General features: G+C 56.8%; 11 protein-coding genes. 2 read left to right on the forward strand and 9 right to left on the reverse strand.

Annotated elements, in window-relative coordinates; translation table 11 throughout:
* Position 1: 1 nt before the first annotated feature.
* From A8B84_RS00510 to A8B84_RS00520, 3 genes are all read right to left on the reverse strand, one after another.
* Positions 2-394, reverse strand: a complete 393-nt coding sequence (locus tag A8B84_RS00510) for an acyl-CoA thioesterase (protein WP_064228898.1) — start codon at positions 392-394, stop codon at positions 2-4.
* Positions 395-461: 67 nt separating this feature from the next.
* A complete protein-coding gene (locus tag A8B84_RS00515; protein WP_082905030.1) occupies positions 462-2,042 on the reverse strand; it encodes a PQQ-dependent sugar dehydrogenase in 1,581 nt (526 codons plus the stop codon).
* Between the two features lie 113 nt (positions 2,043-2,155).
* Positions 2,156-2,926 carry a ferredoxin--NADP reductase gene (locus A8B84_RS00520; protein WP_064228897.1) on the reverse strand — a complete coding sequence of 257 codons (771 nt, stop codon included), beginning with the start codon at positions 2,924-2,926 and terminating at the stop codon, positions 2,156-2,158.
* A gap of 145 nt (positions 2,927-3,071) precedes the next feature.
* Here A8B84_RS00520 and A8B84_RS00525 point away from each other — a divergent pair, with 145 nt between their 5' ends.
* Complete coding sequence (locus tag A8B84_RS00525; protein ID WP_064228896.1) at positions 3,072-3,956, forward strand: LysR family transcriptional regulator; 885 nt, start codon at positions 3,072-3,074, stop codon at positions 3,954-3,956.
* Here A8B84_RS00525 and A8B84_RS00530 read toward each other — a convergent pair.
* Positions 3,948-4,556: a tRNA-(ms[2]io[6]A)-hydroxylase gene (locus tag A8B84_RS00530; protein WP_064228895.1), complete on the reverse strand. Its 609-nt coding sequence runs from the start codon at positions 4,554-4,556 to the stop codon at positions 3,948-3,950. The two genes, A8B84_RS00525 and A8B84_RS00530, sit on opposite strands and share 9 nt — an antisense overlap.
* 256 nt (positions 4,557-4,812) lie before the next feature.
* On the opposite strand from A8B84_RS00530, the gene A8B84_RS00535 reads away from it, so the two are divergent.
* Positions 4,813-7,407 (forward strand): bifunctional aconitate hydratase 2/2-methylisocitrate dehydratase, encoded by a 2,595-nt coding sequence (locus A8B84_RS00535; RefSeq protein WP_064229012.1) that lies wholly within the window; start codon positions 4,813-4,815, stop codon positions 7,405-7,407.
* Between the two features lie 105 nt (positions 7,408-7,512).
* On the opposite strand, the gene A8B84_RS00540 is transcribed toward A8B84_RS00535, so the two are convergent.
* The 5 genes from A8B84_RS00540 to mltG all read right to left on the reverse strand — a co-directional run bounded on the left by A8B84_RS00540 (position 7,513) and on the right by mltG (position 12,764).
* Entirely contained in the window at positions 7,513-8,259 is a 747-nt protein-coding gene (locus tag A8B84_RS00540; RefSeq protein ID WP_064228894.1) for a sulfite exporter TauE/SafE family protein, read from the reverse strand.
* Positions 8,260-8,388: 129 nt separating this feature from the next.
* Positions 8,389-9,879 (reverse strand): sodium/proline symporter PutP, encoded by a 1,491-nt coding sequence (gene putP / locus A8B84_RS00545; RefSeq protein WP_064228893.1) that lies wholly within the window; start codon positions 9,877-9,879, stop codon positions 8,389-8,391.
* 303 nt (positions 9,880-10,182) lie between these two features.
* A complete protein-coding gene (locus A8B84_RS00550; RefSeq protein ID WP_064228892.1) occupies positions 10,183-10,962 on the reverse strand; it encodes a helix-turn-helix transcriptional regulator in 780 nt (259 codons plus the stop codon).
* A 99-nt stretch (positions 10,963-11,061) separates the two neighbouring features.
* On the reverse strand, positions 11,062-11,703 hold the full coding sequence (gene tmk, locus A8B84_RS00555) for a dTMP kinase (RefSeq protein WP_064228891.1): 642 nt from the start codon (positions 11,701-11,703) through the stop codon (positions 11,062-11,064).
* Positions 11,700-12,764 (reverse strand): endolytic transglycosylase MltG, encoded by a 1,065-nt coding sequence (gene mltG, locus A8B84_RS00560; protein ID WP_064228890.1) that lies wholly within the window; start codon positions 12,762-12,764, stop codon positions 11,700-11,702. Before mltG ends, tmk begins: the two co-directional genes overlap by 4 nt.
* Positions 12,765-12,769 lie beyond the last annotated feature (5 nt).

Consider the following 12,769-nt stretch of genomic DNA (forward strand, 5'->3'; position numbering starts at 1 on the left):
ATCACCCGACGAGATGCTCAGAAAGCTTCGCCCTGATTTCATCCGGAATCGGCAGGGCTTTCTCTGTTTCATAATCGAAATGAATCAGCACGGCGACGCCCCGGGCAATCTGCTTGTCGCCCTGCCAGGCTTCCTGAACCACATGGAACGAGGAATTGCCGATTTTACCGATGCCCGTCTTGATCTTGACCGGAATATGCCAGTAGCTCTGGGCCATCAGATCAATCTCCAGCCGTGCAATGATCAGCGGCCAGGTCTCCGCCTCAAGGGTGGGATGAAAAATCCGGAAAACCGGCGTTCTGGCCTGCTCGAACCAGACCGGTAAAGTGGTGTTGCTGATGTGCCCGAGGGCATCGGTATCGCTGAAACGTGGCTCCAGCTCCAGATGAAACATAGCGGCTTCCCCTTTCTGAAAACCGCCTACTATACACCGGCCGGACACAAACACCCCAAATCTGCGACTAAGGCACGAGGCGAAGCACCCGGCCATCGGCGCTGTCGGTGAGCAGATACACCGCGCCCTCGGGCCCGGTGGCGACATCCCTAATTCGCTCGCCGAGCTCTTCGAGCATCGTTTCCACGTCGCTTGCTTGCCGTCCGTCCAGCGTCACCCGATGCACACTTCTGTCGGCAAGCGCACCAACAAGCAGGTTACCCTGCCAGTCTGGAAACAGCTCGCCCCGGTAGCGGGTCATGCCTGAGGGCGCGATTGAAGGCGTCCAGTGCAGCAGCGGCTGTTCCATACCTTCCCGCTCAACAAAGGGCGTGATCATCGCTCCGGTGTAGTCTATGCCGTGAGTGATCACCGGCCAGCCGTAGTTGTGCCCCGGCTCGATGATGTTGATTTCATCCCCACCACGCGGTCCGTGTTCATGGGCAATCAGAAGGCCCTCAGCGGAGTCGTAGACCAGCCCCTGCACATTGCGGTGCCCGTAACTGTAGATTTCCGGAAGCGCGTCGTCCCTGCTGACGAAGGGATTATCGGCCGGAGCCGTGCCATCCGGGTTCAGGCGGACAATCTTGCCGAGATGACTCGACAGGTCCTGCGCCTGCTCACGGTAGTCGAATCCATCCCCAAGGGTGACGATCAGCGTATCATCCGGAAGCCAGGCCATCCGGCCACCGTAGTGGGCACTGCCCTGTTTCGCTGGTTTAGCCCGGAATATCTCGACAACGTCTTTCAGAGCCATTCCCTGTAACTGACCACGGGCAACACAAAGGTGATTGGCAGATGCGGTACCGCAGGCGTAGGCGAGAAATACCTCCTGGTCAGTCTCGAAATCAGGCGACAACAGAACATCAAACAGGCCTGCCTGGGCGTCATTGAAAACCGTCGGCACACCGGTAATCGGCTCCTGGCTCAACTCCAAGTCCGCCGAGATTCGCCGCAGTCGCCCTGCCCGCTCGGTTACCAAGGCGCCACCGTCAGGAAGAAATGCCAGTGACCAAGGATGCTCAAGGCCAGACACCAATGTTTCAACGGAATAACTGGCGACGGATTGGGCCTTTACCAGGCCCGGCTGCCAGCCAAGACCAACCGCAAGACAACAGATCGCCACAGCTGGCACTGTGTTGAGACCACTCGCCTCCTTGCGAGAAGCGGTCAATCGGGCAAACAGCCACCCGGCGAATACCCCTGACAGCAGCATTGCAATCAGGCCGCCCGGGGATCGGGTTGCGGCGATCAGCGTCGGCATTGGCAACATCGCGTTGACGGTTGCCAGCGCAACCCATAATCCGGCTCCACCGGCCAACGCACAAAGCGGAGATCGCCAGCCCGGCCCCATCAACCGGGAGAATCCTGCGGCAGCTAGCTGGGAGACCAGAAAACTGACTCCGAAGAGAATCCCATAAACAGGCGCGAAGGATCCCAGGTCATGAAGTGTGGCAGAAATTCGTGCTTCAACACCGATCTGCACACCTATTTCCTGAAGCGCCAGCAGGTTGAACTGGGTCTGCACCACGGTCCCGAGAATGACACCGACCAATAGCGCAATTGTAAAGCTCACCAGGATCTTTTTGTTTTTGTGCATGCCTGCCATCACTGTCGTCTCCGGAGTTTTCCCTTTTATACGAACACTTCCGTCAGATACAAACACAAAAAAGCCGGAGCATCACGCTCCGGCTTATTCAGAGGTGGGTTACCCCTGCATACTCACTGCTCCACAAAGGCCCGCTCAATCACGTAATGCCCCATGTCGCCACCGCGGGCTTCCTTGAATCCCATGTTGTTCAGGATAGCGCAGGTATCCTTGAGCATGCTCGGACTGCCGCAGATCATGAAACGGTCGGTCTCCGGATCGAAATCCGGCAGGTCCAGATCACGGGTGATTTTCCCGGTTTCCATGGCATCGGTCAGCCGGCCCTGATTACGGAACTCTTCGCGAGTGACGGTAGGGTAGTAGACCAGTTTGCCCTTCACCATCTCACCGAAATATTCGTTCTCCGGCAATTCTTCGATTTCCTTCTGATAGGCCAGCTCAGAGACGTAACGCACGCCATGAGTCAGGATCACCTTGTCGAAGGCCTCGTAGACCTCGGGATCCTTAATGATGCTCATGAACGGTGCGAGCCCGGTGCCAGTGCTGATCAGCCACAGGTTCTTGCCAGGCAGGAGATTGTCCAGAATCAGAGTTCCCGTAGGTTTGCGGCTAACCAGAATCTCGTCACCCACCTGGATCTTCTGCAGGCGCGATGTCAGTGGGCCGTCCTGCACCTTGATGGAGAAGAACTCGAGCTCTTCCTCATAGTTGGCACTGGCAATACTGTAGGCGCGCATCAAGGGCTTACCCTCTGTCTCCAGACCAATCATGACAAAATGACCGTTCTTGAAACGAAAGCCCGGATCCCGGCTTGTGGTAAAGCTGAACAGGGTATCGTTCCAGTGATGAACGCTGGTAACTTTCTCTTTGATCAGGTTGCTCATGAAAACCTCTTGCCTGTTCGATACGCTGTTTTACGGCGAATGATTTAACTTTGGATTGCGCTTAGTCTAACCCGGCACTAACCTATCGGGAAAATGGGATATTCTCATAACCTTATTCGAGTGAGCCGATTAAGAGCTAAAAGTTATGAAATACAGTTTCCGACAGCTGGAAGTTTTCCTTGCAGCGTCGCACTTCCAGAACATCACCCGCGCTGCCGAATCGCTGGCCATGTCGCAGTCAGCAGCCAGCAGTGCACTGAAAGAACTGGAAAACCAGTTCGACATCCAGCTGTTCGATCGCGTTGGCAAACGGCTCCAGTTAAACGAACTCGGGCGGCTTTACCGCCCGAAGGTGGAAGCCGTCTTGGCCCAGGCCAATGAACTGGAACAGGCCTTCAGTAAGCACACGGAAGTGGGTGCTCTGAAAGTTGGCGCCACGCTTACTATCGGAAACTATCTGGCCGTGGGTGTGATGGCCCAATACATGAATACCCCTACCCACCCCAGAGTCTCCCTGGAAGTTGCCAACACCAGCACCATTGCCAGACGTGTCAAAGACTTCGAGCTGGATATAGGTCTGATCGAGGGGGAACTGCAATCATCAGAGCTGGATGTGTTGCCCTGGCGAGGCGACGAACTGGTGGTGTTCTGTTCGCCCAGCCACCCCCTGGCGAACCGGGATTCGCTCTCGGACGAGGACCTTCGCAACGCTACCTGGATAATGCGGGAACAGGGGTCAGGCACCCGCCAGAGCTTCGAGCGAGGCATGCACGGACTGCTGCCGGATCTGAACGTGCTATTGGAACTGGAACACACGGAAGCCATCAAACGGGCGGTCGAGGCAGACCTGGGCATTGGCTGCCTGTCTGAAGTGGTGCTGGCCGACGCCTTCAAGCGTGGCAGCCTGGTGCCGCTAACCGTCCCGGCACACCGACGGTTTGATCGCCAGTTCTACTTCATCCTGCACAAGCAGAAATACCGCAGCGCGGGGATCGACGCATGGATAGAGCTGTGTCGGCAATTACGCTGAAACCGGCCCACTGTGGAACCGGAACTCGGTATCCGGCTCCTCGATCAACGCCTTCTCAAGCGCCAGAAATTCGCCGACGCGCGCCTCGATAGGCCCACCGGCGGCCTGCTCGGCCAGCGACAGATAATCCTGATAATGCCGGGCTTCGGATTTCAGGAGACTGGTGTAGAAATCCGCCAGCTTCTCATCCAGGAACGGAGCCAGGGCGGCAAAACGCTCACAGGAGCGCGCTTCGATAATGGCGCCAACAATCAACACATCCACCAGACGCCCGGGATCTTCTGTGCGAACTTCCTGTCTCAACCCTGCGGCGTAACGAGCCGGCGTCAGGTGACAATAATCCACGCCCCGCTTATTCATGATCGCCAGCACCTGCTCGAAATGCCTGAGTTCTTCCCGGGCCAGCCGGGACATCTTGTACAGCAGATTGGTATTGTCGACGTAGCGGTACATCAGGCTGAGCGCTGTGGAGGCGGCCTTTTTCTCGCAGTGGGCGTGATCGATCAGCATCAGGTCCTGATTAGCCAGGGCGTTGTCGATCCATCGTTGCGGAGTCCGGCATGGCAGGAAGTCGTGAATCTCTTGCAGTGCGTCGTTCATGGCTCAGTATATTGATTGATTTGCGGCCGGCGAGTATAGCGCACTTAACAGATTCCTCCGACCTCTGTCCAACTTAACTTTATAAGGGGTTTCCTATAGAATGCAGCGCCAGATTAAGGAGTCTCTGAATAAACCCTGAAACCCCATCGGTGATTTGAGGCATTATTCAGAGGCTCCTGCGGCCTTTCCGCCAAAACCTCCCGCCAAGGCATGAAGCCAACGGCGCGGGACATTCCAACTGATGAGGGTCCATATCGTGTTAGAAGCCTATCGTGAACACGTTGCTGAACGTGAAGCCCTGGGTATTCCTCCCAAGCCCCTGAACGCCGAGCAGACCGCTGCTCTGGTCGATCTGCTGAAAAACCCGCCGGCCGGTGAGGAAGATACCCTGGTGTATCTCCTGGAAAACCGCGTACCGCCGGGCGTGGATGAAGCCGCCTATGTGAAGGCCGCTTTCCTGACCGCCATTGTTAAAGGCGAAGCATCCTCTCCCCTGCTGGACAAGCAGAAAGCGGTGAAGCTCCTGGGCATGATGCAGGGCGGTTATAACATCGCGACCCTGGTTGACCTGCTGGACGACTCCGAACTGGCTGAACTGGCCGGTGAGCAGCTCAAGCGCACTCTGCTGATGTTCGACGCCTTCAACGATGTGAAGGAAAAGATGGACGCAGGCAACACCGTTGCCAAGGCCGTGGTTGAATCCTGGGCCAACGGCGAGTGGTTCACCAACAAGAAGAAGGTGCCCGAGAGCACCAAGATGGTGGTGTTCAAGGTCACTGGCGAAACCAATACTGACGACCTGTCCCCGGCCCCGGATGCCTGGTCCCGCCCGGACATCCCGCTGCACGCGCGTGCTGCCTATAAAATGGAACGTGATGGCCTGAAGCCGGAAGAACCCGGCGTAACCGGCCCCATGAGCCAGATCGATGAGATCAAGTCCAAGGGCCTGCCCGTTGCCTTCGTTGGTGATGTTGTCGGTACCGGTTCTTCCCGTAAGTCTGCCACCAACTCCGTTCTGTGGTTCTTTGGTGAGGACATCCCGGGCGTTCCCAACAAGCGTGCCGGTGGTGTCTGTATCGGTAACAAGGTTGCCCCAATCTTCTTCAACACCATGGAAGACGCCGGTGCCCTGGTTTTCGAAGCTCCGGTCGACAACATGAACATGGGCGACGTTATCGAGATCCGCCCGTATGAAGGCAAGATCCTGAACGAGGCCGGCGAAACCATCTCCGAGTTCAAATTCAAGTCCGACGTAATCCTGGACGAAGTTCAGGCCGGCGGCCGTATTCCGCTGATCATCGGCCGTGGCCTGACCGCCAAGGCTCGTACAGCACTGGGCATGGGCGCGACCGACCTGTTCCGCCTGCCGAAAGATCCCGAAGCCGGCACCAAAGGCTTCACCCTGGCCCAGAAGATGGTCGGCAAAGCCTGTGGCCTGGAAGAAGGCAAAGGCGTTCGTCCGAACACCTACTGCGAGCCACACATGACGACAGTCGGCTCCCAGGACACCACCGGCCCGATGACCCGGGACGAGCTGAAAGACCTGGCGTGTCTGGGCTTCCAGGCCGACCTGGTCATGCAGTCTTTCTGCCACACTGCTGCTTACCCGAAGCCGGTTGACGTGGAAATGCAGCACACCATGCCGGACTTTATCCGTACCCGTGGCGGTGTTTCCCTGCGTCCGGGCGACGGTATCATCCACTCTTGGCTGAACCGCATGCTGCTGCCGGACACCGTGGGCACCGGTGGTGACTCTCACACCCGCTTCCCCATGGGCATCTCCTTCCCGGCCGGTTCCGGTCTGGTTGCGTTTGCCGCTGCAACCGGCGTTATGCCGCTGGATATGCCGGAATCTGTTCTGGTTCGGTTCAAGGGCGAAATGCAGCCAGGTATCACCCTGCGCGACCTCGTACATGCCATTCCGCTGTACGGCATCAAGCAAGGCATGCTGACCGTTGAGAAGAAAGGCAAGATCAACGAATTCTCCGGTCGCATCCTTGAGATCGAAGGTCTTGAGCACCTGACCGTAGAGCAGGCTTTCGAGCTGTCTGACGCGTCTGCCGAGCGGTCTGCTGCTGGCTGCACCATCAACCTGTCTGAAGAGTCCGTGGCCGAGTACCTGCGCTCCAACATCACCATGCTGCGCTGGATGATTGCCGAGGGTTACGGCGATCCTCGTACCCTGGAGCGTCGCGCCCAGCAGATGGAAGAGTGGCTGGCTGATCCGAAGCTGATGCGTGCCGACAAGGACGCGGAGTACGCCCACGTAGTGGAAATCGACCTGGCCGAAATCAAGGAGCCGATCGTGTGCTGCCCGAACGATCCGGACGACGCCCGGACGCTGTCCGAAGTGGCCGGCGACAAGGTAGACGAAGTGTTCATCGGTTCCTGCATGACCAACATCGGTCATTTCCGTGCCGCCGGTAAGTTGCTGGCGCAGAACAAGGAACCCCTGAAGACCCGTCTGTGGATGTCCCCGCCCACCAAGATGGACCAGGCCCAGTTGATGGAAGAAGGCTACTTCAACATCTACGGCACTGCCGGTGTTCGCACCGAGATGCCGGGCTGCTCCCTGTGCATGGGTAACCAGGCACGTGTGGCGGCCAAGAGCACCGTGCTGTCTACCTCCACCCGTAACTTCCCGAACCGTCTGGGCGATGGTGCCAACGTGTACCTGACCTCCGCGGAACTGGCAGCGGTTGGCGCGGTACTGGGCAAACTCCCCTCCGCCGAGGAATACATGGAGTACGCCAAAGACCTCAACAGCATGTCGAAAGAGATTTACAAGTATCTCAACTTCGACCAGATGGAGAACTACACCAAGAAGGCCTCTGAGGCGAACGTTGCCTGAGCAGTGACTTTTAAGGTTTAGCTCCAAAAACGCCAGCCCTCGGGCTGGCGTTTTTTTATGCAACATGGTTCGCCATAGACTGTTCAACGCGTGACTTGTTGGCAATCAGTAAAAAACCAGCCTCGCCAGAATGGCCGCTACCATCACCAGGGTAATCAATTTAATCCAACGCGCTCCGCGTTTGCTCATATTCACTCGGGTAGCAATAAAAGCACCGGTGATATTACCCAGCGCCAGCGTCAGCCCCACACCCCAGCGAACCTGGTCGTTGAAAGCGAAGACCACCAGAGCAGCGAATGTAAAAGGCAACACGATCGATACCTTGAGCACGTTCACCTGGCGCAGGTCGATCTTGAGCATGTGGTAAAGCACCACAATGAACAGCACGCCAACACCTACCTGAATGAATCCGCCGTACATGCCAACGACGAACATCGCCAGATAAATGGCCGGACTGAGACGCTCCGGGGTCAGCGGCCGGGTACTGAGCACCGGTTGCGGCAGAAGCATAAATGCGGAGGCGCCGATCATGGCGGACACCAACACCCACTCGAAGACAGTGTCCGATACCCAGGTAGCAATCCAGGCGCCCAGAAGCGAACCGAGAACTGCGGGAAAGGCCAAATGCAAACTAACGACCAGGTTGCCATGCCCCATCCGGTAGAAGCTGCCTACTGCAGTGATACTCTGCAGCGTTATCGCCACCCTGTTAGTGCCATTGGCCACTTGTGGCGGCAACCCCAAAAACATCAATAGCGGCAGAGTCAGCATCGATCCGCCAGCTGAGAGAACGTTAATAAACCCGGCAATGCCACCGATCGACAGTAATGCCAGGACTTCCAGAACAGTCACTCATCGCGCTCCGTTGCGGATTGGGGCGTCGCCACAAAAGAGACGAACGATCCGGAATCATTATGACCAAAAAAAGGACTCCCGCAGGAGTCCTTTTCACTTCTTCAAACGCGCTTGGCGCGATTTTCTTTACCGCTCGATATGCTGATACTCGCCGGCATCGGCGGTTACCGAGCTCACTACCAGGATTGCGATGAAGGCAGCAATGAAGCCGGGAATAATCTCGTAGACACCTGGTCCACCCATGAACGAGCCGTTCCAGCCCATTGAAATCCAGATCATGACCGTGGCCGCACCGACAACCATGCCAGCGATGGCACCTGCGCCGTTAGTTCGACGCCACATCAGCGACAGGATAATCAGCGGACCGAATGCAGCACCAAAGCCTGCCCACGCGTTAGCAACCAGGGCCAGAACCTGAGAGTTCGGATCGGAGGCGATGACGGCTGCCACCAGACCAACAAGGACAACGCACACGCGACCGATATTTACGCACTCCTTGTCAGTTGCTTCCTTACGCAGGAACAGACGATAGAAATCTTCTGTCAGTGAAGAGGAAGATACCAACAGCTGACTGGAGATGGTACTCATCACCGCCGCCAGCAGAGCCGCATACAGGAAGCCTGTGATCAGCGGGTGGAACAGCATGTCTGACAGGATGATAAAGATGGTTTCCGGATCCTGTACGTCCATACCATTACGGATAGCGTAGGCACGGCCGAATACGCCCAGAGAAATCGCGCCGATCAGGGAAATCAGCATCCAGCTCATACCGATGTTCCGGGCAACCGGTACATCCTTCAGGGTGCGGATGGCCATGAAACGCACGATGATGTGGGGCTGACCGAAATAACCCAGCCCCCAGGTAACGGCAGACAACCAACCAATAAAGGTTAGCCCCTCCGTCCAGGACAGCAGCGTGGGATCAACCTCGTTCAGGGTTTGAGAGGCCTGGGCGAAACCGCCACCGCCTTCACCAAACAGCACAACCGCGGGCATGATGACCAGAGCCAGCATCATGATACAGCCCTGTACAAAGTCCGTCATACTCACGGCCAGGAACCCACCCACGACGGTGTAAGCCAGAACCACACCCAGGGTAATTACGATGCCTGCTGCGTAATCACTCATGCCACCGAAGTTGAAAATTCCGGCGAATGCGCTCTCAAACAGCTTGCCGCCGGCCACCAGGCCTGACGCTGTATAGACCGCGAAGAAAATGACAATAACGATCGCCGAGACGGTGCGCAGCGACAGGGCCTGTGTCGGGAATCGATTTGCCAGGAAAGACGGGATGGTGATCGCATTGCCATAGTGAACGGTTTGTTCACGGAGGCGGGGCGCAACCAGCGTCCAGTTAAAGAATGCACCTACGAGCAGGCCAATACCAATCCAGGCAGATCCCAGACCCGACGCAAACAGCGCGCCCGGCAGACCCAGAAGCAGCCAGCCACTCATATCAGAAGCACCTGCCGAAAGCGCAGCCACCTTCGGACTGAGGGCTCGGCCGCCCAACATATAGTCTTCGGACGAAGACGTAGCTCTGCGCATGGCATAAACGCCGATGGCAATCATGAGCGCAAAGTAAGCAAATAGACTGATCCAAACACCAATAGCCATAGGGGCTCCTCCGGTTTAATGAGTCGGAATAGATCCGCTCGCAAAGCACATGGCTGACCTTATGCCAACTCGCTGCACTGTTCTTCTTTTGTTTCCGAGTTCCATCTCATTTGAAGCAGGGAATTTCCTTGTGATCACTCCCTGAACCTGAGTACGCAAAGAACATTTGCGACTCTCGCCCCGCACGCTCGCGTGAGACCGGGCTCCAGTCGCTATAACTTAGTATTAGTGCGGATTTCAGGCTTACGAAATCCTACGATTCTTTTGCACAATCCTACGGGACTAAGGAACTGACCGGCCAAATCAGGCCACACTCTCGCCAACCTGCAATCTTGATGGCGTGGTCCCCTTGTATTTCCGCAAGGCATTTGTCAGCGCGCTTTGAGACGAGAAACCCGATCGGTAACTGATTTCGGACACTGTCAGGGTCGTTGTTGCGAGGAGGTTGGCGGCCTGATCAAGTCGTGTCTGTAATAGAAACTGGTGCGGCGTTATACCTGCCACCTCCCTGAACACCTCATGGAAACGGCTGACACTGAGGCAAACCTCTCCTGCCATATCTTCGACAGTAATCTTCTTGTGGAGATTTTTGAGAATGTAGCGTCGGACTGTATCAGGGCTGATAGCATTCCGGTTTGACGTGAAGGACTGGCCATCTGTGATCCGGTCAGCCATACAATAGAGAATGCTTGAAGCCAGGTGCTGCTGGAGCGTTGTATGATCGGGCGCTCGGTCAAACTCGCCAGCGGCGAACTGGACGAGACCATGTAAGCGACTATCCATCTGCAAGGTTCGCGGCTTTTCAAACACCCGCATCATGCGCTCGTAATCGGCGTGGGCTGGAGAATTGACGGCAGGCATAAGCGGATCGAGATTGATCACCAGAACATGATTCTGGTCATTACCACGATAATCGTGTCGGGCTTCCGTGGGCACCAGGTATGCTCGCCAGGTGTCCAGATAAGCCCCTGCCCCATCAACGCTTAACTCGGCTTCGCCCCGCACCCCGATGACAATCTGGTGGTGTTCATGCCAGTGCTGATGCGCTGCCATGGGAAGCTTCAGAAGTTTCGCGTTAACCATTAAAACTGCCAGCGTTTAACTGAGAATGTTCCTCAATTAAAGCAGAACATTACAGAAAGTGCACGAATGGAACAGAAACATCGGGGAAACTCGCAGCTCTCAGCGCACCGCTGAACGGCTCAACCACTGCTTCAACAGTCCCGAAACCTGCTCAGAAACCTCAGCCAGTGGGCGCGAGGCATCAATTACCTGATACCTGGCGGGCTGCGCCTTGGCCCGGGCAAGATAGGCATCTCTGATTCGCTGAAAGAACTCCAGATCTTCCTGCTCGAAGCGATCAAGTTCTCCCCGCTTGCGGGCCCTGGCCATCCCTGTGTCCACGGGGGCATCCAGAACAATCACGTGATCCGGACGAATGTCGCCCTGCACCAGAGTTTCAAGCAGGGCGATTCGTTCCTCCGGAACGCCGCGCCCGCCGCCCTGATAGGCAAAGGTCGCATCGGTAAAACGGTCGCACAAGACCCAGTGACCGCGCTCAAGCGCCGGCAAAATCCGCGTGTGCAGGTGCTGGGCCCTGGCAGCAAACATCAGCAACAGCTCGGTGATTTCATTCACCGGCTCATCCCGGGGAGCCAGCAGGAGTTCGCGGATGGACTCAGCCATGGGCGTGCCGCCAGGCTCCCGGGTGACGATATAATCGACACCGATCTGATCAAGTGTGTCGGCTGCGTTCGTCAACTGGGTTGACTTGCCAACCCCCTCGGTACCCTCAAATGTTATGAATTGCCCGCGAACCGTCATCCCGCATCCTCATCGGAGTCGTTGTTCTGTGGTGCAGGGGAGGAACGGTAGTCGTCACGTCTGTTCAACTGGAATTCACGCACGGCTTTCTGGTGTTCCGACAGTGTGCGCGAAAACTTGTGCGTGCCATCACCCCGGGCAACGAAATAAAGTGCATCACCGTCATCCGGATGCAGGGCCGCGTGAATGGATTCACGGCCAGGGAGGGCAATGGGCGTGGGAGGCAGGCCATTGATTCTGTAAGTATTGTAGGGTGTATAGGTGCGCAGGTCCCTGCGCCCTATCCGCCCCTGATAACTGTCTCCCATGCCGTAGATGACCGTGGGGTCGGTTTGTAGCCGCATTCCTTTCTGCAGGCGGCGGACAAACACGCCGGCAACCTGATCCCGCTCGTGGGGCGCTCCGGTTTCGCGCTCCACGATCGAAGCCATGATCAGGGCTTCGTATGGGTTATCGTAAGGAAGCCCTTCTTCCCGCGCAGACCATTCCTCGGCCAACACTGTTTCCATCCGGTTGAAGGCCCGCTTCAGCAGGTCGAGGTCAGATTCGCTACTGGTAAAGGCGTAGGTATCCGGAAAGAATCGCCCTTCGGGGTGCTCGCCCTCGGCGCCAACAGCTGCCATGATCTGCTCAACAGTCCACTGGCCAGTGACCTTCTGAAGCCGCTCAGCCTGGGCCAGAGCCGACCTCATGTCCTTGAAGGTCCAGCCCTCAATGAACTGTACATACCAGTGCTTGGTGTCCCCCGACACCATGACACCGATCATGTCCCTGGGGCTCATGCCACTGAGAAATTCGTACTGGCCAGCCTTGATACGGGTCTGCTCAGGTTCGAGCCGACCGTACAGCCTCAGCCACAGCCGGTCTGAAACGAGACCCTCAGCCTCAAGCCGACCAACCACTTCAATGAAGGAACTGCCCTGGGGAACGTCAAAAAGCAGCGGCTCTTCCAGTATCACCGACTTTTTCAGGCCTTGCAGACCCTGCCACACCCAGAGACCTGTTCCTGCCGAGGCGAGGACGGCGACACAAACGCACGCAAGCAATAACTTCTTGAACAAACGAT

The sequence above is a fragment of the Marinobacter sp. EhC06 genome (assembly GCF_001650915.1).
Lineage (GTDB): Bacteria > Pseudomonadota > Gammaproteobacteria > Pseudomonadales > Oleiphilaceae > Marinobacter.